Genomic DNA, 25860 nt, shown 5'->3' with positions numbered 1-25860 from the left:
TCATCCACTACGCGTGGTGTCTGACAGAACAGGGTTGGATAGCGACGCGGCCTTAAGAAGAGGTTTTCCATGAAAAAAGGTATTCACCCTAAATACGTAGAAGTTACTGCAAACTGCTCATGCGGTAACGTTATCAAAACTCACTCAACTGTGGGTCACGATCTGAACCTGGACGTTTGTGGCGAATGTCACCCGTTCTACACTGGTAAGCAACGTGAAGTGGCTACCGGTGGCCGCGTTGACCGCTTCAACAAGCGTTTCAGCGTTCCAAGCAGCAAATAAGCTACGCTTGAGAGCAAAAAAAGGCGCCTTAGGCGCCTTTTTTGTTGCCTGTCGTTTCACTTCCCGCCAGACAAACCTTCTTTTCTCACAAAGACACTGAAAAAACGCGCGACGGGTCGCACGGTCTTTCAGCATATCTCTGTGCAGCTGCGATCAGTATTCCCAGGTATCAGGATCCACACCCAGTTCACGCATCAGGATCTTCGCCGCTTCCGGGATTTCGTCACTGCGTTCTTTACGCAGGTCTTCGTCATTCGGCAAAGGCTGACCGGTGAAGGCATGAAGGAAAGCTTCGCACAATAATTCACTGTTGGTCGCATGACGCAGGTTGTTCACCTGGCGACGGGTGCGCTCATCAGTCAGAATTTTGAGGACTTTCAGCGGAATGGATACCGTAATTTTCTTAACTTGTTCGCTTTTTTTACCGTGTTCAGCGTAAGGGCTGACATATTCGCCGTTCCACTCAGCCATGGGACACCTTAAATTTATCAAAAAATAAAATTCTGAAAACCGAGTGATTATGCCCGATTTTCACTGTTCTCACTAAATAAATGTCGGAATTTGACAGGGATATCTCACGATTTCTCCCGCGGCATTATTCGTTTTGTCACCTTGCGCTCAATAACCTCAGCGCGACAGATCTGCCTGACATCTTCATTAACGCCATAATTTTAGCGGGTATTGCTCTGTTGCTCAATCTATACGCAAAGAAGTTTAGATGTCCAGATGTATTGACGTCTATAACTCCGGGCGTTACTCTTGACACCCTCATCCTCCGCATTTCGTCAGGAAGAAATGATTATGACGCACAAGCAAGCCACCATTGCCGTAGGCAGTGGCCTGAACAATGATCAGCAATATGGTTGTGTAGTTCCGCCAATCTACCTTTCCAGTACCTACAACTTTGAAGATTTCAATCAGCCAAGAGCCCATGACTATTCGCGTCGCGGTAATCCGTCACGTGATGTTGTCCAGCGTGCGCTGGCTGATCTGGAAGGCGGTGCTGGCGCGGTACTGACCAGCAGCGGTATGTCTGCTATTCATCTGGTGTGTACGGTCTTTCTGAAACCTGGCGATTTACTGCTGGCGCCGCACGATTGTTACGGCGGCAGCTATCGTCTGTTCGACAGCCTGAGCAAACGCGGCGCGTATCGCGTGCTGTTTGTCGATCAGGGCGACCCGCAGGCGCTGGCCGAAGCACTGAAAGAACAACCGAAGCTGGTGCTGATTGAAACCCCGAGCAACCCGTTGCTGCGCGTGGTGGATATTCAGGCGATTTGTGACGCATCCCGCGCCGCCGGTGCGCTGACCGTGGTCGATAACACCTTCCTCAGCCCGGCGTTGCAAAATCCGCTACAACTTGGCGCGGATTTAGTCGTTCATTCGTGTACGAAATATCTTAACGGGCATTCTGATGTGGTCGCCGGTACGGTAATATCTAAGACCGCAGAACACGCGACAGAACTGGCGTGGTGGGCGAACAACATTGGTGTGACCGCTGCAGCTTTTGACAGCTATCTGTTATTGCGTGGTCTGCGCACGCTGACGGTTCGCGTGAAACAGCAGCAGGAAAATGCCCTGGCAATTGTTGCTTATTTACAGAAACAATCGCAGGTCAAAAAGCTGTATCATCCGTCGCTGCCGGAAAACCAGGGGCACGACATTGCCCGCCGTCAGCAACGTGGCTTCGGTGCCATGATCAGTTTTGAATTTAACGGAGATGAAGCGCAGCTGCGTCATTTCCTGAAAGAATTGAAGTTATTTACCCTCGCAGAATCACTGGGGGGCGTCGAAAGCCTGATTTCTCATACCGCGACCATGACGCACGCTGGCATGGCGCCGGAAGCGCGTAAAGCCGCCGGGATTTCTGACAGCTTGCTCCGTATTTCTGTAGGTCTTGAAGACAGCGAAGATTTGATTGCTGATCTGGAACATGCATTCCAGTCAGTGGCAACGAGGTAAGTATGAATGCAATAGCGGTTGCAGCGCCGGCGGGAAGCCGTCAGTTGCACAAATTTGGTGGTAGCAGTCTGGCCGACGTGAAATGTTATCTGCGCGTCGCCGGAATTATGGCCGAGTATGCCAAACCGGGCGACATGATGGTGGTGTCGGCGGCGGGCAGTACAACCAACCAGCTGATCAGCTGGCTGAAGCTCAGCCAGACAGACAGAATTGCCGCGCATCAGGTTCAGCAGGCTTTGCGCCGTTATCAGAGTGATTTGATAACCGGCCTGTTGCCGCCGGAAATGGCGGAACCGCTTATTGCTTCGTTTATTCATGATCTCGAACGTCTGGCGGTTTTGCTCGATGGCAAAATGACTGATGCGATTTACGCCGAAGTCGTCGGGCATGGCGAAGTCTGGTCTGCGCGCCTGATGTCTGCGGTGCTGTGCAAACTGGAATTACCGGCCGCCTGGCTGGATGCCCGTGAATTCCTGCGTGCCGAACGTGCCGCTCAACCTCAGGTCGATGAAGGCCGTTCGTATCCGCTGCTGCAACAACTGCTGGCGCAACATCCTCAGCAATATCTGGTCGTCACCGGCTTTATCGCCCGCAGCGATGCGGGTGAAACCGTACTGTTGGGCCGTAACGGCAGTGACTATTCCGCCACCCAGATTGGCGCACTGGCCGACGCCAGCCGCGTGACGATCTGGAGTGATGTGGCCGGTGTTTACAGCGCTGACCCGCGTAAAGTGAAAGATGCCTGCCTGCTGCCGTTGCTGCGTCTCGATGAAGCCAGTGAACTGGCGCGTCTGGCGGCCCCGGTGCTGCACACCCGCACGCTTCAGCCGGTTTCCGGCAGCGATATCGATTTACAACTGCGTTGCAGCTATCAGCCGGAGCAGGGCTCAACGCGTATTGAACGCGTGCTGGCTTCCGGTACCGGCGCAAAAATTGTTACCAGTCACGATGATATTTGTCTGATCGAAATGGTCATTCCGTCCGGCCACGATTTTGGCCTGGCGCAAAAAGATGTCGAACTGCTGCTCAAACGTGCGCAGATCAAACCGCTGTGTACCGGCATTCACCCGGACCGTAATTTGCTGCAACTGTGCTACACCTCCGAAGTGGCGGGAAGCGCCTTGCAGGTTATTGAAGAAGCGGCACTTCCGGCGCGTCTGACGCTGCGTGAAGGGCTGGCGCTGGTAGCGCTGGTCGGTGCGGGCGTGTGCAAGAATCCGCTTCACAGCCACCGTTTCTATCAGGAAATGAAAGATCAGCCGGTAGAGTTTATCTGGCAGGCGGAAGACGGTATCAGTCTGGTCGCCGTGCTGCGTATCGGCCCGACAGCGCACCTGATTCAGGGGCTGCACAAAACGCTGTTCCGTGCTGAAAAGCAAATCGGTCTGATGCTGTTTGGTAAAGGCAATATCGGTTCACGCTGGCTGGAACTGTTTGCCCGCGAGCAAAAGAACATTTCTGCCCGCAGCGGTTTTGAGTTTGTGCTGGCCGGTGTGGTCGACAGCAAGCGCAGTCTGCTCAATTACGAGGGACTGGATGCCAGCCGTGCTCTGGCCTTCTTTGATGATGAATCGCAGGCGCACGACGAAGAATCGCTGTTCCTGTGGATGCGTGCGCATCCCTATGACGATTTAGTGGTGCTGGACGTCACCGCCAGCGCCGAACTGGCCGATCAGTATCTGGATTTCGCCAGCTACGGTTTCCATGTGATCAGCGCCAACAAACAGGCGGGCGCGTCGGATACCCATAAATACCGTCAGATCCGCGACGCGTTTTCCAAAACCGACAGCCACTGGCTATATAACGCCACGGTCGGCGCCGGTTTACCGGTTAACCATACGGTGCGTGATTTACGCGAAAGCGGCGACAGTATTCTGGCCATCAGCGGGATTTTCTCCGGCACACTGTCCTGGCTGTTCCTGCAATTTGACGGCACGCTGCCGTTCACCGAATTGGTCGATTTGGCGTGGCAGCAGGGGCTGACCGAGCCGGATCCGCGTGATGATTTATCCGGTCAGGATGTGATGCGTAAGCTGGTGATCCTGGCGCGTGAAGCCGGTTATGACATCGAGCCGACGCAGGTTCGTGTGGAATCACTGGTGCCGGAAAGCTGTGCGAACGGTTCTGTCGATCAGTTCTTTGAAGACGGCGAGGCGCTGAACCAGCAAATGCTACAGCGTCTGGAAGCTGCCCGCGAAATGGGCCTGGTGCTGCGCTATGTGGCGCGTTTCGATGCGAACGGCAAAGCACGCGTTGGGGTTGAAGCGGTGCGTGAGGATCATCCTCTGGCTTCCCTGTTGCCATGCGATAACGTGTTTGCCATCGAAAGTCGCTGGTATCGCGATAACCCGCTGGTGATCCGCGGGCCGGGTGCAGGACGTGATGTCACCGCCGGTGCATTGCAGTCTGACCTTAACCGCCTGACGCAACTTCTGTAATTTATCTCAGCCCTTTCGGTACTTACCGTAAGGGCTGTTCTTCACTTTTCCGCACCTTCCCCGCAGCAAAACCTTCCCAAAGTGAAATTCTTTCAGATTGCGTGAAGATTAATCATCCTTTGTCCTCATTTTAACGTTGACACTTTGTCCGCTTTCCGTCATTTTCTATCTATACGTTTAGACGTCCAAACGTCCATCATAACGAATCATAATAAAACGCAGTGATCCATGAGGTAGTGTTTATGAGCTTTTTCCACGCAAACCAGCGCGAAGCGCTGAACCAGAATCTGGCCGAGTTACAGGGTCAGATTAACGTTTCTTTCGAATTTTTCCCGCCGCGTACCAGCGAAATGGAAGACACGTTGTGGAGCTCTATTGACCGTCTCAGCAGCCTGAAGCCTAAGTTTGTCTCTGTGACTTACGGTGCGAACTCAGGCGAGCGCGACCGTACGCACAGTATCATCAAAGGCATTAAAGAACGTACCGGTCTGGAAGCGGCGCCGCATCTGACCTGTATCGATGCCAGCCGGGATGAGCTACGCCAGATTGCAGAGGATTACTGGAACAGCGGCATTCGTCATATCGTGGCTCTGCGCGGTGATTTACCGGCAGGCGGCGGCAAACCGGAAATGTATGCCACCGATCTGGTGCAGTTGCTGAAAGAAGTGGGCGACTTCGATATCTCGGTCGCGGCTTATCCGGAAGTGCATCCTGAAGCCAAAAGCGCGCAGTCTGACCTGATTAACCTGAAGCGTAAAATTGATGCCGGTGCCAACCGCGCCATCACGCAGTTCTTCTTCGATGTGGAAAGCTACCTGCGTTTTCGTGACCGCTGCGCCGGTCAGGGGATTGATGTGGAAATCGTGCCGGGCATTCTGCCGGTCTCCAACTTCAAACAGCTGACGCGTTTTGCCACCATGACTAACGTGCGTGTGCCGAAATGGATGAACAGCCAGTTTGAAGGACTGGATGATGATGCGGAAACCCGCAAAATGGTCGGTGCCAATATCGCGATGGACATGGTGAAAATCCTCAGCCGCGAAGGCGTGAAGGACTTCCACTTCTACACCCTGAATCGTGCAGAAATGAGTTACGCGATTTGCCACACGCTGGGTGTGCGTCCGGAAATTGCCTTGCCGGTTCGCGCGTAATTTTTCCTGCTTAAATCCTGAAAACAAAAAACCCGCGAATTCGCGGGTTTTTCTTTGGCTGCTTTTCAGCGGAAACTAGCCGGTATTGCGCATACCTGCTGCCACGCCGGCGATCGTCACCATCAGCGCCTGCTCTACGTTGGCATCCTGCTTACCGTCTTTTTCCAGCTCGCGGGAACGGTGCAGCAATTCAGCCTGCAACACGTTAAGCGGGTCGGTATAGACATTACGCAGTGCGATGGATTCTGCAATCCACGGCAAATCTTCCATCAGGTGATCGTCGTTAGAAATCGCCAGAATCACTTTGATGTCGCTCGCCAGCTGGTCGCGCAGCTGCTGGCCGAGCGGCCACAGCTCTTCATCCACCAGACGGTGATCGTAGTATTCCGCCAGCCACAGGTCCGCTTTCGCAAACACCATTTCCAGCATGCCGATACGGGTGGAGAAGAATGGCCAGTCACGGCACATGGTTTCCAGCTCGTCGCGTTTACCGCCATCCACCACAGACTGCAAACCGGCACCTGCGCCCAGCCAGGCTGGCAGCATCAGACGGTTTTGCGTCCAGGCGAAAATCCACGGAATAGCACGCAGGCTTTCAACGCCGCCGCTGGCTTTACGTTTCGCCGGGCGTGAACCCAGTGGCAGTTTCGCCAGTTCCTGTTCAGGCGTCGCGGCGCGGAAGTAAGGCACGAAGTCTTTGTTCTCACGCACGTACCCGCGGTACATCTTGCAGGACACATCAGACAGCTGTTCCATGATATCCACCCAGGCTTGTTTCGGCTCAGGCGGTGGCAACAGGTTGGCTTCCAGAATCGCAGAAGTGTAAAGCGCCAGGCTGCTGATGGTGACTTCCGGCAGACCGAATTTGAAGCGGATCATCTCGCCCTGTTCGGTAACGCGCAGACCGCCTTTCAGGCTGCCCGGAGGCTGAGACAACAACGCTGCCTGCGCCGGTGCGCCGCCGCGGCCGATAGAACCGCCGCGTCCGTGGAACAGTGTCAGGGCAATACCCGCTTTCTCGCAGGTTTTGATCAGTGCATCCTGCGCGCGATATTGCGCCCACGATGCCGCCATCACGCCCGCGTCTTTCGCGGAGTCGGAATAGCCAATCATCACCATCTGTTTGCCCTGAATAAAACCGCGATACCAGTCGATGCTCAGCAATTGCTTCATGACATCGTCCGCATTGTTCAGGTCGTCCAGCGTTTCGAACAGCGGCGCGACAGGCATCGGGAACGGGCAACCGGCTTCTTTCAGCAGCAGATGCACGGCCAGCACGTCAGACGGCGTACGCGCCATTGAAATCACGTATGCCGCAATTGAGCCTTCCGGCGCTTCGGCGATAACCTGACAGGTATCGAGCACTTCTTTGGTGTCAGCGCTCGGTTCCCAGTGACGCGGCACCAGCGGACGTTGTGAATTCAGTTCGCGGATCAGGAAAGCTTGTTTGTCGGATTCTGACCAGCTTTCGTAATCGCCTAACCCCAGATAGCGGGTGATTTCGGCGATCGCATCGGTGTGGCGGGTGCTTTCCTGACGGACATCGATACGCACCAGCGGCACGCCGAAGCAGCGCACACGACGCAGCGTATCCAGCAACTGACCGTTGGCGATAATGCCCATATTGCAGGCTTGCAGCGACTGGTAACAGGCGTAAAGCGGTGCCCACAGCTGGTCATTTTTTACCAGCAAATCGTGAGGACGCGCAACGCGTTCGCCTTTCAGACGGGCTTCCAGATACACCTGGGTATTGGTCAGCTGCGAACGCAGCTGTTTCATGATTTCGCGGTAAGGTTCGAGGATGTCCGCACCGCCGGCCAGCTCGCGCAGCTCCGGTGTACATTCGGTCATCGACAATTCTGACACCAGCACTGCGATATCGCGCAGGAACAGGTCAGTGGCTTTCCAGCGGCTCAGCAACAGTACGTGACGGGTGATATCGGCGGTCACGTTCGGGTTACCGTCGCGGTCGCCACCCATCCAGGAGGTGAAGCGCACCGGCACGGCTTCCACTGGCATTTTATAATCCAGTGAGGTTTCCAGCTGTTCGTTCAGTTCACGCAGGAAAGCAGGCACGCCTTCCCACAGGCTGTTCTCAACAACGGCAAAGCCCCATTTGGCTTCATCCACCGGAGAAGGGCGGTTTTTGCGGATTTCATCGGTATGCCATGACTGCGCGATCAGCTGACGCAGACGGCGCATGATTTGTTTGCGCTCGTAATCGGCCAGATCGTTGTGGTCGAGTTGTTTGAGGCAGTTATTCACTTCCACCAGTTTGTGGATCAGCGTACGGCGGGCAATTTCTGTCGGGTGCGCGGTCAGTACCAGTTCGATAGAAAGCTGGTCAACGGCATCACGCAATTGCTGTTCAGAGAGATTTTTGGATTTCAGACGATCGAACAATTGTGCCAGCGCTTCGGGATTGCTGGCCGCTTCGCCGTGCGGCGAAATGCTGTGATATTGTTCCGCCACGTTGGCTAAATTCAGGAACTGGCTAAAGGCACGGGCAACAGGCAGCAACTCATCATTGGAGAGATTTTGCAGCGTTGACAGTAATTCCTGTCGATCCGCGTCGTTTCCGGCACGGGAGGATTTCGACAGCTTACGGATTTTCTCAACACGATCCAGGATATGCTCTCCCAACGTATCTTTGATCGTGTCGCCTAGCAATTTACCTAAGGTACTGACATTACTTCGCATTGCGGAATATTGTTCGTTCATATTACCTCTGACCCGTTCTCTCGTTTAATTTTTATATTCTGTAAATAACTTTCACCCGTCAGGCATTCTTGCCCCGTTCACCCTGCCAACCTGGCCACACTTTTTAAAAGCCACCCCTGTTTTAACCCAAAAACCCCCGATCACTCACGTGAAAAATGGTCTTTTTGGCGATGTCGCTGAAATTTAATTACAACAGCGACGATATCAGTTTGGCTAATCAACGTTTTGTACAGTATCAAAGGGCGCCAGTGAGCGCCCTGATTGTTTCTTCATCAATCCGTCATTCAGTATCAGTGATAACAGAAATGATGAACAACCTGAGAAATCAGCTCGCGAGTCGGTTTAATGAACGCAGTATCAATATATTCATCTGGCTGGTGCGCCTGATCGATAGAACCCGGTCCGAGAACCAGCGTCGGGCACAGTTCCTGAATAAACGGCGCTTCGGTGCAGTAGTTAACGATTTCCGTTTCCACACCGAGCAGTTTCTCGACCACCTGCACCAGCGGATGATCCGGCGGACATTCATAGCCCGGGATCGGCGGATGCAGTTCTTCAATCACGATACGTCCCGGCCAGCGTTCGCTCACCGGTGCCAGAGCCTCGTTCAGCAGACCATCAATGTCGGTCAGCGTCAGACCCGGCAGCGGGCGGATATCCATATGCATTTCGCAGCAGGCACAAATACGGTTCGGCGCGTCGCCGCCGTTAATGTAGCCAAAGTTCATGGTCGGGTACGGAATGACGAAGCCACTGTGGTTGTAACGGCTTTTCAGCGTATTGCGCAGCGTCATTAAATGGGTAATCGATTCGTGCATCAGTTCAATGGCGTTGACGCCACGCGAAGGGTCACTGGAATGACCGGACTGGCCGGTGATACGGATAGCATTCGACAAATGACCTTTATGCGCACGAACAGGCTTCAGGGACGTCGGTTCGCCGATGATCGCGCAGTCAGGGCGAATTTTGGCGTTTTTGGAGAAATAGCTGGCACCGGCCATGGTGGTTTCTTCATCGGCGGTCGCCAAAATATACAGCGGTTTAGTCAGTTTGGTCAGGTCAACATCACGCAGGGAATCGAGGATAAAGGCGAAGAAACCTTTCATGTCGGCAGTGCCCAAACCATAGAGCTTATTTTCATGCTCGGTGAGGGTGAAAGGATCGCGTGTCCAGCGGCCGTCATCAAACGGAACGGTGTCGGTGTGACCGGCCAGCAGTAAGCCGCCTGCGCCTTCGCCGGTACTGGCTAACATATTGAATTTATGGCGCGTTCCTGGAACGGGTTGCACTTCGACTTTGAAGCCTAAATCACCGAACCAGCCTGCCAGTAAATTGATTAACGTCTCATTGCTCTGGTCCAATGCCGCATCGGTTGCGCTGATGGAAGGGGTTGCGATTAACGCCCGGTAGAGCTCAATAAAAGGAGGTAATTTCATCTTCACTGTTGACAGCCTTTAGTTAGGGTAGTATTCATATTCATGCAATAATTGTGAATAAAAATACAATAAGCCAGCGCGTAAGGAAACCGGAAAAAAATTCATCCGGCCCCTACCCAAAAATTGAGAAGGTGAATAAGCCCTATGTTGAATACGCTGATTGTTGGTGCCACAGGTTATGCCGGAGCCGAACTCGCTGCTTACCTGAATCGCCACCCACATATGAACATAACCGGTTTAACGGTTTCAGCGCAAAGTGCAGATGCAGGAAAATTGCTTTCTGATTTGCATCCTCAATTAAAAGGCATCGTCGATTTGCCTGTTTTGCCACTCACTGACGTGGCGGAAGCAGCGAAAGGTGTCGATGTGGTATTTCTGGCGACCGCGCACGAAGTCAGCCATGACCTCGCGCCGCAGTTTCTGGCGGCGGGCTGTGTGGTGTTTGATCTCTCCGGTGCCTTCCGCGTCAGCAAACCTGAGTTTTACACCGAATTCTACGGCTTCGAGCATCAGCATCTCGATTTGCTCGACAAAGCCGTGTACGGCCTGGCCGAGTGGCAGGCTGACAAATTAAAAGACGCGCAGCTGATTGCCGTGCCGGGTTGCTACCCGACCGCTTCACAGCTGGCGCTGAAACCGCTTATCGAAAATGGTCTGCTCAATGACAGCCAGTGGCCGGTCATCAACGCCACCAGCGGTGTCAGTGGTGCAGGGCGTAAAGCCACGCTCGGCAACAGCTTCTGCGAAGTCAGCCTTCAGCCGTACAAACTCTTCAGTCACCGTCATCAGCCGGAAATCGCTGAACACCTTGGCGTGCCGGTGATTTTTACTCCGCATCTGGGCAACTTCCCGCGCGGTATTCTGGCGACCATCACCTGCCGTCTGAATGCGGGTGTGACGGAGCAGGATGTGGCGGAAGCTTTCCATAATACTTATCACGATAAACCGCTGGTGCGTTTGTACACCAAAGGTGTTCCGGCACTGAAAGACGTGGTCGGGCTGCCGTTCTGCGACATTGGTTTTGCGGTGAAAGGCGAACATCTGATTGTGGTAGCGACGGAAGATAATGTGCTGAAAGGCGCGTCTGCACAGGCGGTTCAGTGCATGAATATCCGTTTCGGCTTCCCTGAAACGCAATCGCTGCTTTAACAATCTCTCTGATTTTCAGCAGACAAAAACAACCGTCCCTGAGCGTTTATTCAGACGCGCAGGGATGCTAGATTAAAATGAAACCTATTGTTATTAATTAACATTCTCAACCGGTCGGGGCGCGAACAGCTATGAATCCGTTAGTCATCAAATTAGGTGGTGTGTTGCTGGACAATGAAGAAGCGCTTGAGCGCCTGTTCATGGCGGTAGTGGCTTATCGTCAGGAATATCACCGCCCGCTGGTCATTGTTCACGGTGGCGGCTGCCTGGTTGATGAGCTGATGAAAAAGCTGAATCTGCCTGTGGTGAAAAAGGCCGGTCTGCGTGTTACTCCGGCTGATCAGATTGATATCATCACCGGCGCGCTGGCGGGCAGCGCCAACAAAACCCTGCTGGCGTGGGCGGTTAAAAATCACATCAACGCGGTTGGCCTGTCTCTGGCAGATGGCGGCACGGTCAGCGTGACACAGCTGGATGAATCACTGGGCTTCGTCGGTAAAGCCGAAGCGGGCAATCCGGCGCTGATCAACACGCTGACCGGCGCAGGTTATCTGCCGATTGTCAGCTCTATCGGCATCACTGCTGCTGGCGAGCTGATGAATGTTAACGCGGATCAGGCCGCGACGGCGCTGGCGGCTACACTGGGCGCAGATCTGATCCTGTTGTCGGATGTCAGCGGTATTCTCGATGGCAAAGGCCAGCGCATTCCGGAAATGAGTGCAGAGAAAGCTGAACAGCTTATCGATCAGGGCATCATCACTGACGGTATGATCGTCAAAGTTAACGCCGCGCTGGACGCTGCGCGTTCTCTCGGACGTCCGGTGGATATCGCCAGCTGGCGTCACGCCGAACAATTACCAGCACTCTTTAACGGTGTCGCCATCGGCACACGTATTCTGGCGTAACGCACCGGCGGCGCATTCGGTATACCCTTTTCAAGGGCGCAGCATAGTGCGCCCTTTTGCATAATAAATTCAGGAGCAGGAAAATGGCACTTTGGGGCGGACGTTTTACTCAGGCAGCGGATCAGCGGTTTAAAGAACTCAATGACTCACTGCGTTTCGATTACCGGCTGGCAGAGCAGGACATCGTAGGTTCCGTGGCCTGGTCCAAAGCGCTGGTGACTGTGAACGTATTAACAGCCGATGAGCAAATCCAGCTGGAAGAAGCCCTGACCGTATTGCTGGAAGAAGTCCGTGCCAATCCCCGCGCTATTTTAGCCAGCGATGCCGAAGACATTCACAGCTGGGTCGAAGGCAAGCTTATCGACAAAGTGGGCAACCTCGGTAAAAAACTGCATACCGGCCGCAGCCGTAACGATCAGGTCGCGACCGACATCAAACTGTGGTGTAAAGCGCAGGTGGTTGAACTGGGCGAGGCATTACATCACTTGCAGCAGGCGCTGGTCGCGACGGCTGAAGCCAATCAGGACGCCGTGATGCCGGGTTATACCCACCTGCAACGTGCTCAGCCGGTGACCTTTGCGCACTGGTGCATGGCGTATGTCGAAATGCTGGCGCGTGATGAAAGCCGCCTGAAAGATACCCTGACTCGTCTGGACGTCAGCCCGCTGGGTTGTGGCGCACTGGCTGGTACTGCCTATCCGATGGACCGCGAACAGCTGGCAGGCTGGTTAGGTTTTGCTTCAGCGACCCGTAACAGCCTCGACAGCGTGTCTGACCGCGACCACGTGCTTGAACTGCTGTCCAACGCGGCCATCAGCATGGTTCACCTTTCCCGTTTTGCCGAAGACCTGATCTTCTTCAACACCGGTGAAGCGGCGTTTATCGATTTGTCCGACCGTGTGACTTCAGGTTCTTCCCTGATGCCGCAGAAGAAAAACCCGGACGCGCTGGAACTGATCCGTGGCAAATGTGGTCGTGTGCAGGGCGCACTGACCGGCATGATGATGACCATGAAAGGCCTGCCGCTGGCGTATAACAAAGACATGCAGGAAGACAAAGAAGGGTTGTTCGACGCGCTCGACACCTGGATGGATTGCCTGAACATGGCTTCTCTGGTGCTGGATGGTATTCAGGTGAAACGCCCGCGTGCGAAAGAGGCCGCGCAGCAAGGCTACGCCAACTCTACCGAGCTGGCCGATTATCTGGTTGCCAAAGGTGTGCCGTTCCGTGAAGCGCACCATATTGTTGGTGAAGCGGTTGTCGAAGCCATTAATCAAGGCAAAGCGCTGGAAGAATTGCCGCTGGCGGATTTGCAGAAATTCAGCTCTGTGATTGGCGATGACGTTTACGCCATTCTCGAGCTGCAATCCTGTCTCGACAAACGTGCCGCCAAAGGGGGGGTTTCTCCGCAGCAGGTCGCCCAGGCGATTACCGATGCGAAAGCGCGTTTAGCGTAAAATAAAAAAAAGGCGGATCAGAGATCCGCCAAAGTTCACGTAGTCTTACTTTGCTTCTTTTTGTTGGTAATGCAGGGATTTCTTGTCTTACTTCTTACAGCTGTTTCTTATCGAAGATTATTGTGCGACTTCACACAGGTCTTCTGTTTCTGAATGGAGGTAAACCTCCAGGTCGTCACTTCCCCCGATGTGGCGTCCACCGATAAAGACTTGCGGCACTGTCGCCCGGCCCGTCACGGCGCGCAGACTGACAGTCGTTGCATCTTTACCTAATACAATTTCTTCGTACTGAATGCCGCGTTCCTGCAACATTTGTTTGGCTTTCGCACAGAACGGACAGCCCGGTTTGGTGAACACTGACACGGATTCCTGCACTTTGAATTCAGGTGCCAGGTATTTCAGCATGGTGTCGGCATCAGACACTTCAAACGGGTCGCCTGGTTTGTTTGGCTCGACGAACATTTTCTCGACCACGCCGTTACGCACCAGCATGGAATAACGCCATGAGCGCGGGCCGAAACCTAAATCGGCTTTTTCGACCAGCATGTCCATCCCTTTGGTGAATTCACCGTTACCGTCCGGGATGAAAGTGATGTTGGATGCGTTCTGTTCAGCTTTCCACGCGTTCATCACGAAGGTGTCATTCACGGAAACACACAGAATGCTGTCAACGCCGTGGCTTTTAAATACCGGTGCCAGTTCGTTGTAACGTGGCAGATGGCTCGAAGAACAGGTCGGGGTAAATGCGCCCGGCAGTGAAAAAACAATCACTGTTTTATTTTTAAACAGCTCATCGCTGCTGAGATCTACCCACTGGTCGCCCTGGCGGGTGTGAAAAGTAACGTGCGGTACGTGTTTCCCTTCCTGGCTTGAAAACATGAATAACCTCTTAATTAATCAATCAAATAGAAAGTATTTTCGGCATTGCCGTTTCGTTGGAAGGCATTATTAACGATAAAGGTTGATAGATATAATCGTTGATTGCTATCTTATCTATCGTTACCGGCTATCGCATTGCCTTTTAGGGACTGGAGGAAAAAATGAACATCCGTGATTTAGAGTATCTGGTGGCACTGGCAGAGTTCCGCCATTTTCGTCGCGCCGCAGACTCATGCCATGTCAGCCAGCCAACGTTAAGCGGACAGATCCGCAAACTGGAAGACGAGCTGGGAGTGATGTTGCTGGAAAGAACCAGCCGTAAGGTGCTGTTTACCCAGGCGGGTTTACTGCTGGTCGATCAGGCGCGCACAGTGCTGCGTGAAGTGAAAGTACTTAAAGAGATGGCGAGTCAGCAGGGTGAAGCGATGTCCGGGCCGATGCATATCGGGCTCATCCCGACCGTCGGACCTTATCTGCTGCCGCAAATAATTCCTTCACTGCACAAGACGTTTCCTAAACTGGAAATGTATCTGCACGAAGCGCAAACCCATCAGTTGCTGGCGCAGCTCGACAGCGGAAAGCTCGATTGCGCGATTCTGGCGCTGGTGAAAGAGAGCGAAGCGTTTATTGAAGTGCCGTTATTTGATGAGCCGATGAAACTGGCGATCTATGACGATCATCCGTGGGCATCACGCGATCGCGTGGCGATGGCCGATCTGGCCGGTGAGAAACTGCTGATGCTGGAAGACGGGCACTGTCTGCGCGATCAGGCACTCGGTTTCTGTTTCCAGGCGGGCGCGGATGAAGATACCCATTTCCGCGCAACCAGTCTGGAAACACTGCGTAATATGGTGGCGGCGGGGAGCGGGATCACCTTGCTTCCATCGCTTGCCGTGCCTAATGAGCGCAGCCGTGACGGAGTGACGTACCTGACCTGTGACAAACCGGAACCGCGACGCACCATCGCGCTGGTATATCGTCCCGGTTCGCCACTGCGCGGGCGTTACGAACAACTGGCCGAAGCCATCAAAGAGCACATGCAGCCTTATATGGACCGAACCGCAGTCTTAAAACAGGCGGTTTAATCCGTTCAGTGCCGCAACGCGATAGGCCTCTGCCATGGTCGGATAGTTGAAGGTGGTATTAACGAAATACTCGATAGTATTCCCTTCACCTTTCTGTTCCATGATGGCCTGGCCGATGTGAATAATCTCGGCAGCGCGTTCACCAAAGCAGTGGATCCCCAGAATTTCTTTGGTATCACGGTGGAACAGGAGCTTCAGGCTGCCCACGTTCATTCCGGCAATTTGTGCGCGTGCCAGATGTTTGAACTGCGCGCGACCCACTTCGTATGGCACTTTCATCGCTGTCAGTTCCTGCTCGGTTTTACCGACGGAGCTGATTTCAGGGATGGTGTAGATACCGGTCGGAATATTTTCGATCAGGTGGACTTTGGCTTCCCCCTGAATCATTGCCTGCGCGGCAATACGGCCCTGATCATAAGCGGCGGATGCCAGACTTGGGTAACCAATCACATCGCCGACCGCATAAATATGCGACAGCGCCGTCTGGTACATGCTGTTCACTTTAAGCAGACCGCGGCTGTCCGCTTCAAGACCAATATTCTCCAGACCCAGCTGATCGGTGTTACCGGTGCGTCCATTGGCGTACAACAGCGCGTCGGCTTTCACTTTTTTACCGGATTTGAGGTGCATGATCACACCGTCTTCCACACCTTCGATCATCTCGAATTCTTCGTTGTGGCGGATAACCACACCGTTGTTCCAGAAGTGATAGGAAAGGGCGTCTGACATTTCCTGATCGAGGAAAGACAGCAGGCGGTCACGGGTGTTAATTAAGTCCACTTTGACGTTAAGACCACGGAAGATCGACGCATATTCGCAGCCGATCACACCCGCACCGTAAATAATCACATGGCGCGGTTCATGGCTCAGTTCGAGAATCAGGTCGCTGTCATAAATGCGCGGGTGACCAAAATCGACATTAGCAGGGCGGTAAGGACGCGAACCGCAGGCAATCACGATATTGTCAGCGGTGATTTGTTCGTGTGTGTTATCGGCGTAGCGGATGCTGACGGTGTTGGCATCGACAAAGCTGGCATCGCCGGAGAACAACTGGCACTGGTTTCTTTCATAGAAACCCTGACGCATACGGGTCTGCTGATTAATAACCGAATCGGCGTGACGCAGAATGTCCGGGAAGCTTGAACTCATGGTGCGTGAGTTATCGCTGTAGAGCGGGTTCTGGTTAAATTCGATGATTCTGCTGACGGCGTGGCGCAGTGCTTTGGAAGGGATGGTGCCCCAGTGAGTACATCCGCCACCGACGTTGTTATAGCGTTCGATGACAGCAACCCGGGCGCCTTGTTTAACCAGTCCCATCGCGGCGCCTTCTCCGCCAGGGCCTGAGCCAATGATTATGGCATCAAAATGTGAGTGCTGTTGCATAGTTCGAAACCTATTTTTATACAAAATCACAACGAGAAAGTAACATATTACACCTGTTTACCCCACAAGCGGTTGTCATTTAATGGTAAAGCAGCAACATTCTGACCCACTTTATGCTGTGGTATCTTTGGCTCCGCCCGTCAAAAATTTTGGTATAGTGAATCGGTAACGGGCGAATAATCAAAAAGAAGAATACTATCCGGATGAAGGTTATGGGCGTAAGAGCACAACAAAAAGAGCGCACGCGTCGCACGCTGATTGAGGCGGCTTTTAGCCAGCTCAGCGCCGAGCGCAGCTTTGCCAGTCTGAGTTTGCGTGAAGTTTCCCGCGAGGCAGGTATTGCACCCACATCCTTTTACCGGCATTTTCGCGATGTGGATGAGCTGGGCCTGACCATGGTGGATGAAAGCGGCCTGATGCTGCGCCAGCTGATGCGCCAGGCACGTCAGCGTATTGCCAAAGGCGGCAGCGTGATCCGCACGTCTGTCTCCACCTTTATGGAATTCATCGGTAATAATCCCAACGCATTCCGTTTGCTGCTGCGTGAACGTTCCGGCACGTCTTCGGCATTCCGTGCCGCCGTCGCCCGTGAAATTCAGCATTTTATTGCGGAACTTGCCGACTATCTGCAACTCGAAAACCATATGCCGCGCAGTTTTACCGAAGCGCAGGCTGAAGCCATGGTGATCATCGTTTTCAACGCCGGTGCGGAAGCGCTGGATGTGGATATCGCTCAACGCCGTCAGCTGGAAGAACGGCTGGTGCTGCAACTGCGGATGATTTCCAAAGGCGCGTATTACTGGTATCGCCGTCAACAGGAACGTACGGCTGTGACTCCCATCAATAATAAGACCCGAGGTAAAGAAGATGACCGAACAACCGAACCAGGATAATGGCACTCTGGTTTTGGCTCTGATTGCCGGGCTGTCGATTAATGGCACTTTCGATGCGTTATTCAGTTCTGTCGTAACGTTTTCGATCTTCCCGATTATTTCTCTGGTGTTGGCGGTGTACTGCCTGCACGTTCGCTACCACCGTGGCGAAATGCCTAAAGGATTACCGGTTCTGGCGGCAGCCTGTTTCCTGCTGGGCTTGGTGCTGTACAGCACCATTGTCCGGGCGGAATACCCTGAACTGGGTTCTAATTTCCTGCCGTCGCTGATCAGTGTCGCGCTGGTGTTCTGGATAGGCCTGAAGCTAAAAAAGCGTAAATCCGCGGTACAGTAAGATTTTTCCCCGCCGTGCATAAAGGGCAATCTGTGGATTGCCTTTTTTATTTATTCATCCCCCTCATTCATTTAATGAACTGTCATTTCATTAATATCAAACCCATGTTCAATATTTAGAGATTGATCGCCCACTTCTTCATTTCATTGCCATAAAGTGGCTTTGAGTGGCAAAAACCAAAAGGTTTTCATTCCTGCTCCTCGTTAATTTGAATCATGGCCGGACGATACATTTTCGTTCGCATTCAGCCTACGCCTATAGGTGATTTAACAGAGGCAACACGGCAATGAAAACACGTAAAATTGGATTCTTTAATTACATCGCCTACGGTTCTGGCGATTTTCTGGGGGCAGGCACCACCGCCCTGACGGCAGCATGGCTGCTTTATTTCTACACCACCTTTTGCGGCCTTTCGCCCATCGAAGCGACCTTTATCTTTGCTACCGCGCGCGTCGCCGATGCGGTACTGAGCCCGCTGATGGGGTATCTCACTGATAACTTCGGAAATACCTGGCTCGGCAAACGATTTGGCCGGCGTAAGTTCTTCATTCTGCTCGGTATCCCCTGTGTGTTCAGCTACAGCTTTATGTGGGTGGGTGACATGGGATACGTCTACTACCTGCTGACTTATCTGCTGTTCGATATCGTCTACACCATGATTTTGGTGCCGTATGAAACACTGGTACCGGAAATGACTGATGACTTTAAACAGAAGACCAAGTTCTCTGGCGCACGTATCGCGCTGGCGCAGCTTTCTGCGATTCTGGCGGCGTTCCTGCCGGGCATTTTGTTGCAGCATTTCGGCAAAGATAACGCCATTTCCTTCTTCTACTCGAGTCTGGTCTTTGCGGTGATTTGCGCCTTCGTCCTGACGCTGGTCTATTTCTTTACCTGGGAACGTCCGGAAGAACTCAAATCGGAAGCCACGAAGAAAATTGAACGCGAGCGTCAGCAACTGACGCTGGCACAAAGCCTGAAACGCCTGAAAGTCGAATTATCTTCCACGTTACGTATCAAAATTTTCCGCCAGCATCTGGGTTTGTACCTTGGCGGGTATATCGCGCAGGATGTGTTTAACGCCGTGTTCACCTATTACGTGGTGTTCGTGCTGATGCAGAGCGCAGCGATTGCTTCCAATCTGATGGGCATGATGGCGATTCTGCAATTCGTGGCGGTGATCGGCATGATCCCGTTGTGTATCCGCTTCGGCCCTGCGCCGTCTTATCGTCTGGCCGTTACGCTGTTCGGGCTGGCGACCATTTCCTACGGTGTGCTGTATTTCACCGGCATGAATGATTCGATGTCATTACTGTTGCTGATTTCCGCGCTGGCCGGTCTGGGACGCGGCGGGATCAACTACGTGCCTTGGAATATCTATACCTATATTGCTGATGTCGATGAAACCATCACCGGTCAGCGCCGCGAAGGGATTTTTGCCGGGGTGATGACGCTGACCCGCAAAGCGTCTCAGGCGGGCGCGGTCATGCTGGTGGGGATCATCCTGCAACTCGCCGGATTTGTTTCCGGGCAAAGCCAGCAGGTACCGGCGGTCGGTCATACGATTCTTGGTGTACTGGTGATCGGGTCATTGCTGATGCTCAGCATGGGTTTCATGATTTCTTTATTCTTCCGCCTGAATCAGAAAACGCACGGTGTGCTGACCCGCGAAACGCAAAAAATGCGTGATGCCAACCGCATCGTGCCGGAACAAATTACACCGGAAGACCGCGCAACGGTCGAAATGCTGACAGGGATGAAATACGAATCTCTGTGGGGCAATAACAACATCGGTTATCTGCATCGCAATAATCCGCCACCCGAAAAGCTGACCCGCGAAAATACTGCTGAAATGCCGGTCCAGGGACGTTTATAAATTTTGAATTCACAGGAGAACCCCATGAAAGTTTTTGAAGTTAAACACAGTGCTTTGCTGCGACAGCCGGAACATTTCATTTCACGTAACGAACTGAAATCGCTGATCCACAACGTGACTGACAATCTGGTGAATATCGAAGATAAAACCGGTGAATTCTTGTTACGCCTCGACGATGGCCGCGTGATTGATACCAAAGGCTGGGCGGGCTGGGAATGGACGCACGGCATCGGGCTTTACGGTATCTATCAGTATTATCAGCAGACTGGCGACGAAAAAATGCGGGCGGTGATCGACGACTGGTTTACCGCGCGTCTGGCGGAAGGCACGCCGACCAAAAACGTCAATACCATGAGTCCGTTCCTGACGCTGGCTTATCGTTATGAGGAAACCGGCAATGCGGCATGGCGCCCTTATCTGGAGCGCTGGGCTGAATGGGTGATGTATGAAATGCCGCGCACTGATAAAGGTGCGATGCAGCACATTGTTTATAACAACGAAAATCATCAGCAAATGTGGGACGACACGCTGATGATGAGCGTGCTGCCGCTGGCGAAAATCGGCAAATTGCTGGATCGCCCGGAATTTGTTGAAGAAGCGACGTATCAGTTCCTGATGCACGTGCAGTATCTGATGGATCGCGAAACCGGCCTGTGGTTCCACGGCTGGACGTTTGACGGCCATCATAACTTTGCCCAGGCTCGCTGGGCGCGCGGTAACAGCTGGCTGACGATTGCTATTCCGGAATTCCTTGAACTGGTGGATTTACCGGAGAACAACGCAACACGCCGCTATTTATTGCAGGTGCTGGAAAGTCAGGTCAGTGCGCTGGCGAAATGTCAGGACGACAGCGGTTTATGGCATACGCTGCTCGACGATCCGCACTCTTATCTGGAAAGTTCGGCGACCGCTGGTTTTGCCTACGGCATCCTGAAAGCGGTGCGTAAACGTTATATCGATGCGTCTTATGCGCCGGTGGCGGAGAAAGCCATTCAGGGTGTGATCAAGCATATCAATCCGGCCGGTGAACTGACGCAAACGTCATTCGGTACGGCGATGGGCAATGATCTCGATTTCTACCGTGAAATTGCCCTGACGTCGATGCCTTACGGGCAGGCGATGGCGATCTTGTGTCTGTCAGAATATCTGCGGGTCTATTTGTAATATCGTGTTGTAATATCGTGGACAACGGACTGAAATAAAAACGGGCACTCAAAAGGTGCCCGTTTTTGTTTTTCCATCTGCCGTCAGATTTTTTCCAGCAGCACGCCAGATTCCATATGGTGGGTATACGGAAACTGATCAAACAACGCCAGACGCGTGACGCGGTGCGTTTTGCTCAGGGTTTCCAGATTCGCACACAGCGTTTCCGGATTGCAGGAGATATAAAGAATACGGTCATAGCCTGCCACCATTTTCACCGTTTCATCATCCAGCCCGCTGCGCGGTGGATCGACAAAAATGGTGTTGCACTCGTATCCGCTTAAATCGACATCCTGCAAACGGCGGAATTCACGCACGCCATTCAGCGCCTGTGTGAAATCTTCGGCTGCCATGCGGATAATCTGCACGTTATCAATGTGGTTCGCGGCAATGTTGTATTGCGCGGCGGCGACAGAAGGCTTGGCGATTTCTGTCGCCAGCACGCGGCGGAAGTTACGTGCCAGAGCCAGCGAGAAGTTGCCGTTACCGCAGTAAAGTTCCAGTAAATCTCCGGTCGAGTTTTCCGTGGCCTTCAGTGCCCATTCCAGCATCTGAATATTCATCTCGGCGTTTGGCTGAGTGAAGCTGTTTTCCACCTGACGATAAATCATATCGCGGCCCGCGACCGGCAGAACTTCATCAACATAATCCTGGTCGAGCATGATTTTGGTTTTCGCGGCACGGCCAATCAGCTGGATATCAAAACCATCAGCACGCAGCTGGTCACGCAGGGCGGTTGCGGCCTGCTGCCATTCGTCATCAAGCTTACGATGGTAAAGCAGCGAGGCGATGATTTTGCCGCTGCGGGTCGACAGATAGTCGATCTGGAAGATCTTACGGCGCAATGCCGGATTTTGCTTAATAGCCGAAATCAGCACCGGCATCAGGCGGTTTATCAGTTCGCTGGCGGTCGGGAACTGGTCCACGCGCACGCGGGCTTTGGTCTGCTGATCAAACATGATGTGGTACAGGTCGCCCTCATCGTGCCAGACGCGAAATTCTGCGCGCATACGATAATGGCTGACAGGAGAACGGAAAACGTCAGGCTGCGGCGCATTAAATGGCGACATCATCGCCGTGAGACGTGCGGTCTTTTCCGCCAGCTGGTCGTCGTACTGTTCAATGGGCAGGTTTTCAGGCGTCATCGGTTATCTCGTCTAACAGGGAATGAATGGACAAACTTAGCGGGCGATTGTAGGGAATGTCTCCGTTAAGTCCACCATTGTTACATTTATATCGTGAAAGCTTACTGGCTATTACGGATGTCTGGATTTCCAAATAGGTTGATCGTACGATTGCGCTTCGGCCTCATTGACTGAGTTAAAAGGGAATCCGGTGTGAATCCGGAACTGGCGCGCAGCGGTATGGGGAAATCACGGCGATAGCATTCTTTATTATGCAGACACTGTTTCTTCCTTCTCTCCTTATATAGGAAAGGAGAAAGAGGAGATGGGAAGTCATCGCCCGGTGCGGGTAATTTCAATTAATTACGATGTAATTAATCAGCCTGCAAATCCTAAGTCCGAAGACCTGCCGATGTTACGTCGCATTAATCATCGTCGTCGCGAATTACCGCCGGTGATCCTCTGCGGCATCCGCCAATTAAGTTTGGATGCTCGATTCATGACAATTAAAAAGCACGTGCTGCTGACGGCATTATCCGTCACGGCTTTTTCAGGGTGGGCGCAAGACAGCACTTCCACAAACAGCAGCGATAATATGGTCGTTACCGCTAACCGTTTTCCACAGCCCGTTTCTTCTGTATTAGCGCCGACGGATATCGTCACGCGTGAAGATATCGACCGGTGGCAGTCAAAATCCGTGGCTGATGTCTTGCGTCGTTTACCGGGCGTGGATATCAGCCAGAGCGGCGGCATGGGGCAACTGACCTCTGTTTACGTTCGCGGTACTAGCTCCAGCCACACATTGGTCCTGATGGATGGTGTGCGTCTCAATCAGGCGGGTATTTCCGGATCAGTAGATATCAGCCAGATCCCTCTTTCATTAGTTCAGCGCATTGAATTTATTCGCGGCCCGCGTTCGGCGGTTTATGGCTCGGATGCCATCGGCGGCGTCATTAATATTATTACGACACGCGACAAAGACGGCACAACGCTCGGCGCAGGTATCGGCTCACACGGCTATCAGAACTACAACGGCTCAACGCAGCAGAAATTAGGTGAGAACACCACGCTGACGGCAGCAGGGGATTACACCTACACCCGCGGGATTGATGTGGTCGCTGACGGCAATAACGGCGGCGTTCCTCAGCCCGACCGCGACGGCTTCATGAGCAAGACGCTGTATCTGGCGCTGCAACACCAGTTCAATGAAGAGATCAGCGGCTTTGCGCGCGCCTACGGTTATGACAACCGCACGGCTTATGATGCGTATTACTCGCCGGGCAGCGCGCTGATTGATACCCGCCAGCTTTACAGCCGGACATATGACACAGGTCTTCGTTATCAGAACGGCATTTACGCCACGCAGTTAATCGGCAGCTACAGCCACGTCAAAGACTATAACTACGATCCGAAGTATGGCCCGTATGACGCCTCCGCTTCCCTGGACGATTCCGATCAGTACAACGTGCAATGGGGTAATACGTTCCAGATATGGAAAGGGGAAGTCAGCGCAGGTCTCGACTGGCAGAAACTCACCACCGAGCCGGGTACCAGCTATCTTGCCGATGGCTATGATCAGCACAATACCGGCGTGTATCTGACCACGCAGCAAAAAATCAGCGATTTCACACTGGAAGGCGCGGTGCGTAGCGACGATAACTCCCAGTTTGGTCAGCACACCACCTGGCAGAGCAGCGCCGCATGGGAGTTTATCGATGGCTATCGCCTGATTGCCTCCTACGGTACCGCTTATAAATCGCCGAACCTGAGTCAGCTCTACAGTGATTACTATGGTAATCCTGATCTGAAGCCGGAAGAGAGTAAGCAATGGGAAGGCGGGCTTGAAGGTCTGACGGGTCCGCTGGACTGGCGCTTGTCCGTCTATCGTAATGACATCGATCAGATGATCTCTTACAACGACTCGACCAGCAATTATTACAACATCGGCAAAGCGACCATCAAAGGCGTTGAATGGACGGGTTCCTTTGATACCGGCCCGTTGCAGCACAAGATTACTCTGGAATATCTCGACCCGCGTGATGCGATAACCAACGAAATTCTGACCCGTCGTGCCAAGCAGCAGGCGAAATACCAGATTGACTGGGACATCGCTGATATCGACTGGTCGATCAACTATCAGTATCTGGGACAGCGTTACGATACCGACTACGGAACCTATCCTTATCAGACCGTTAAACTGGGCGGCGTCAGTTTGTGGGATCTCGCTGCATCATATCCTGTGACCTCACACCTGACAGTTCGTGGTAGAATTGCCAACTTGTTTGATAAAGATTACGAGACGGCTTATGGCTATGCCACACCAGGACGTGAGTACTACCTCTCTGGAAGCTATACCTTCTGATACAACACAAGTTCCTGACCGCCCGACGGTGCTGGTTTTCGATTCCGGCGTCGGCGGGTTGTCGGTGTATGATGAGGTCCGGCAGATGTTGCCGGACCTGCACTATATATATGCCTTCGATAATGTGGCTTTCCCCTACGGCGAGAAATCCGAAGAGTTTATCGTTGAGCGCGTGGTGGATATTGTCACCGCTGTCGCGAAACGCCATCCCCTCTCTATTATTGTCATCGCCTGTAACACCGCGAGCACCGTCTCCCTCCCTGCATTACGCGCCAAATTCAGTTGCCCTGTTGTCGGGGTTGTCCCTGCGATCAAGCCCGCTGCTAAATTAACGCGTAATGGTGTGGTCGGATTGCTGGCAACGCGTGCGACGGTACAGCGTCCTTATACGCATGATCTGGTCGCACGCTTTGCGACGGATTGTCAGATTCTGATGCTGGGCTCGGCGGAGCTGGTTGAGCTGGCGGAAGCGAAGCTGCATGGCGAAGAGGTTTCACTGGCTGTATTGAAGAAAATCTTGCACCCGTGGCTGCGTTTACCTGAACCACCGGATACCGTGGTATTAGGTTGCACGCATTTCCCGCTGCTTTCGCAAGAGTTGTCACAGGTTTTGCCCGACGGCACGCGTATGATCGACTCCGGTTCTGCGATTGCCAGACGCGCGCACTGGTTAATTGAGACTTCTCACGTCGATATTCCAGAAAAAAAAGCCGGTGTTGAAATAGAGAGTGTCGCCTACTGCATGGCGATGACCGCAGAGGCGCAAAGTTTGCTGCCTGTTTTACAGTCATATGGCTTCAGAAGTATCCAGGAATTGCCGCTTTAAACACCATTTGATGAAAGATTCAGCGGTCAGTAAATTATTTGTATTTTAGGGGTTGCGGCCTTCTGAGAACTCCCTATAATGCGCCTCCACTGACCGGGAACAACGACTGACAAGTCGCTCGGACAGGAAGAGAAAAAGTAGAAAGTTCGAATGAATAATCTCTTGACTCTTCAGCGGGAAAACGTAATATACGCCTCCCGCGCCGCATAAGATTCCTTGCGAACCGCGGCATGCTCTTTAACAATTTATCAGACAATCTGTGTGGGCACTCACAAGACGATATCAGCCACTTCGGTGGCAAATATTTATTGACAGTAATGTCAAGTCTTAGAGTGACCAAGCAGTAATTCATTTAGTTGAATTATTACGAAGTAATCTCTGAGCACCGCTTAACTTG

Annotated in this window: 20 protein-coding genes and 1 riboswitch; of the genes, 14 read left to right on the top strand and 6 right to left on the bottom strand. The window is 52.9% G+C overall.

The window, feature by feature from the left end; translation table 11 throughout:
* The first annotated feature begins 69 nt into the window (after window positions 1–69).
* Window positions 70–282 carry a 50S ribosomal protein L31 gene (rpmE, locus tag EC840_RS23080; protein ID WP_112289349.1) on the top strand — a complete coding sequence of 71 codons (213 nt, stop codon included), beginning with the start codon at window positions 70–72 and terminating at the stop codon, window positions 280–282.
* Window positions 283–435: 153 nt separating this feature from the next.
* Here rpmE and metJ read toward each other — a convergent pair whose 3' ends face one another.
* On the bottom strand, window positions 436–753 hold the full coding sequence (gene metJ / locus EC840_RS23075; protein WP_004392248.1) for a met regulon transcriptional regulator MetJ: 318 nt from the start codon (window positions 751–753) through the stop codon (window positions 436–438).
* A gap of 330 nt (window positions 754–1083) precedes the next feature.
* Here metJ and metB point away from each other — a divergent pair, with 330 nt between their 5' ends.
* The 3 genes from metB (at window position 1084) to metF (ending at window position 5833) form a co-directional block, all read left to right on the top strand.
* On the top strand, window positions 1084–2244 hold the full coding sequence (gene metB / locus EC840_RS23065; protein ID WP_112289351.1) for a cystathionine gamma-synthase: 1161 nt from the start codon (window positions 1084–1086) through the stop codon (window positions 2242–2244).
* A 2-nt stretch (window positions 2245–2246) separates the two neighbouring features.
* Entirely contained in the window at window positions 2247–4682 is a 2436-nt protein-coding gene (locus EC840_RS23060; protein ID WP_132967202.1) for a bifunctional aspartate kinase/homoserine dehydrogenase II, read from the top strand.
* A 242-nt stretch (window positions 4683–4924) separates the two neighbouring features.
* Window positions 4925–5833 carry a methylenetetrahydrofolate reductase gene (metF, locus tag EC840_RS23055; protein WP_132967200.1) on the top strand — a complete coding sequence of 303 codons (909 nt, stop codon included), beginning with the start codon at window positions 4925–4927 and terminating at the stop codon, window positions 5831–5833.
* A 75-nt stretch (window positions 5834–5908) separates the two neighbouring features.
* On the opposite strand, the gene ppc is transcribed toward metF, so the two are convergent.
* Together ppc and argE are read right to left on the bottom strand one after the other, a co-directional pair.
* On the bottom strand, window positions 5909–8554 hold the full coding sequence (ppc, locus tag EC840_RS23050) for a phosphoenolpyruvate carboxylase (RefSeq protein ID WP_112289354.1): 2646 nt from the start codon (window positions 8552–8554) through the stop codon (window positions 5909–5911).
* Between the two features lie 290 nt (window positions 8555–8844).
* The gene (argE, locus tag EC840_RS23045; protein WP_041673179.1) at window positions 8845–9996 is read right to left on the bottom strand and encodes an acetylornithine deacetylase; all 1152 of its coding nucleotides are present in this window, start codon (window positions 9994–9996) and stop codon (window positions 8845–8847) included.
* Window positions 9997–10134: 138 nt separating this feature from the next.
* Here argE and argC point away from each other — a divergent pair, with 138 nt between their 5' ends.
* The 3 genes from argC (at window position 10135) to argH (ending at window position 13501) form a co-directional block, all read left to right on the top strand.
* Entirely contained in the window at window positions 10135–11139 is a 1005-nt protein-coding gene (argC, locus tag EC840_RS23040; RefSeq protein ID WP_132967198.1) for an N-acetyl-gamma-glutamyl-phosphate reductase, read from the top strand.
* 131 nt (window positions 11140–11270) lie between these two features.
* On the top strand, window positions 11271–12044 hold the full coding sequence (argB, locus tag EC840_RS23035; protein ID WP_112289356.1) for an acetylglutamate kinase: 774 nt from the start codon (window positions 11271–11273) through the stop codon (window positions 12042–12044).
* 83 nt (window positions 12045–12127) lie between these two features.
* Entirely contained in the window at window positions 12128–13501 is a 1374-nt protein-coding gene (argH, locus tag EC840_RS23030; RefSeq protein WP_132967196.1) for an argininosuccinate lyase, read from the top strand.
* Window positions 13502–13618: 117 nt separating this feature from the next.
* Here the strand turns inward: argH and EC840_RS23025 are convergent, their stop codons facing one another.
* The gene (locus EC840_RS23025) at window positions 13619–14380 is read right to left on the bottom strand and encodes a glutathione peroxidase (RefSeq protein WP_113877609.1); all 762 of its coding nucleotides are present in this window, start codon (window positions 14378–14380) and stop codon (window positions 13619–13621) included.
* Between the two features lie 161 nt (window positions 14381–14541).
* Here EC840_RS23025 and oxyR point away from each other — a divergent pair, with 161 nt between their 5' ends.
* Window positions 14542–15465 carry a DNA-binding transcriptional regulator OxyR gene (gene oxyR, locus EC840_RS23020; RefSeq protein ID WP_112289359.1) on the top strand — a complete coding sequence of 308 codons (924 nt, stop codon included), beginning with the start codon at window positions 14542–14544 and terminating at the stop codon, window positions 15463–15465.
* On the opposite strand, the gene sthA is transcribed toward oxyR, so the two are convergent.
* Entirely contained in the window at window positions 15448–16848 is a 1401-nt protein-coding gene (gene sthA / locus EC840_RS23015) for a Si-specific NAD(P)(+) transhydrogenase (RefSeq protein ID WP_113877608.1), read from the bottom strand. The two genes, oxyR and sthA, sit on opposite strands and share 18 nt — an antisense overlap.
* 212 nt (window positions 16849–17060) lie before the next feature.
* Here sthA and fabR point away from each other — a divergent pair, with 212 nt between their 5' ends.
* The 4 genes from fabR (at window position 17061) to EC840_RS22995 (ending at window position 21112) form a co-directional block, all read left to right on the top strand.
* A complete protein-coding gene (gene fabR, locus EC840_RS23010; RefSeq protein WP_112289361.1) occupies window positions 17061–17741 on the top strand; it encodes an HTH-type transcriptional repressor FabR in 681 nt (226 codons plus the stop codon).
* Window positions 17716–18075: a YijD family membrane protein gene (locus EC840_RS23005; protein WP_129637829.1), complete on the top strand. Its 360-nt coding sequence runs from the start codon at window positions 17716–17718 to the stop codon at window positions 18073–18075. The genes fabR and EC840_RS23005 overlap by 26 nt, the downstream gene beginning before the upstream one ends.
* A gap of 286 nt (window positions 18076–18361) precedes the next feature.
* Window positions 18362–19948 (top strand): MFS transporter, encoded by a 1587-nt coding sequence (locus tag EC840_RS23000; RefSeq protein WP_112289363.1) that lies wholly within the window; start codon window positions 18362–18364, stop codon window positions 19946–19948.
* 24 nt (window positions 19949–19972) lie between these two features.
* Window positions 19973–21112, top strand: coding sequence for a glycoside hydrolase family 88 protein (locus EC840_RS22995; protein WP_113877605.1), 1140 nt, complete (start codon window positions 19973–19975; stop codon window positions 21110–21112).
* A gap of 83 nt (window positions 21113–21195) precedes the next feature.
* Here the strand turns inward: EC840_RS22995 and trmA are convergent, their stop codons facing one another.
* Window positions 21196–22296, bottom strand: a complete 1101-nt coding sequence (gene trmA, locus EC840_RS22990; protein ID WP_132967194.1) for a tRNA (uridine(54)-C5)-methyltransferase TrmA — start codon at window positions 22294–22296, stop codon at window positions 21196–21198.
* A gap of 141 nt (window positions 22297–22437) precedes the next feature.
* Window positions 22438–22704, top strand: a riboswitch (cobalamin riboswitch).
* A 70-nt stretch (window positions 22705–22774) separates the two neighbouring features.
* On the opposite strand from trmA, the gene btuB reads away from it, so the two are divergent.
* Entirely contained in the window at window positions 22775–24637 is a 1863-nt protein-coding gene (btuB, locus tag EC840_RS22985) for a TonB-dependent vitamin B12 receptor BtuB (protein ID WP_132967192.1), read from the top strand.
* Window positions 24582–25463, top strand: coding sequence for a glutamate racemase (gene murI, locus EC840_RS22980; protein WP_113877603.1), 882 nt, complete (start codon window positions 24582–24584; stop codon window positions 25461–25463). The genes btuB and murI overlap by 56 nt, the downstream gene beginning before the upstream one ends.
* Window positions 25464–25860: the final 397 nt, after the last annotated feature.

The organism is Rahnella sp. JUb53 (genome assembly GCF_004346065.1).
Classification (GTDB): domain Bacteria; phylum Pseudomonadota; class Gammaproteobacteria; order Enterobacterales; family Enterobacteriaceae; genus Rahnella; species Rahnella variigena.
Note: the sequence above shows the minus strand (reverse complement) of the source record. Positions and strands in the feature narration are given on the sequence as shown.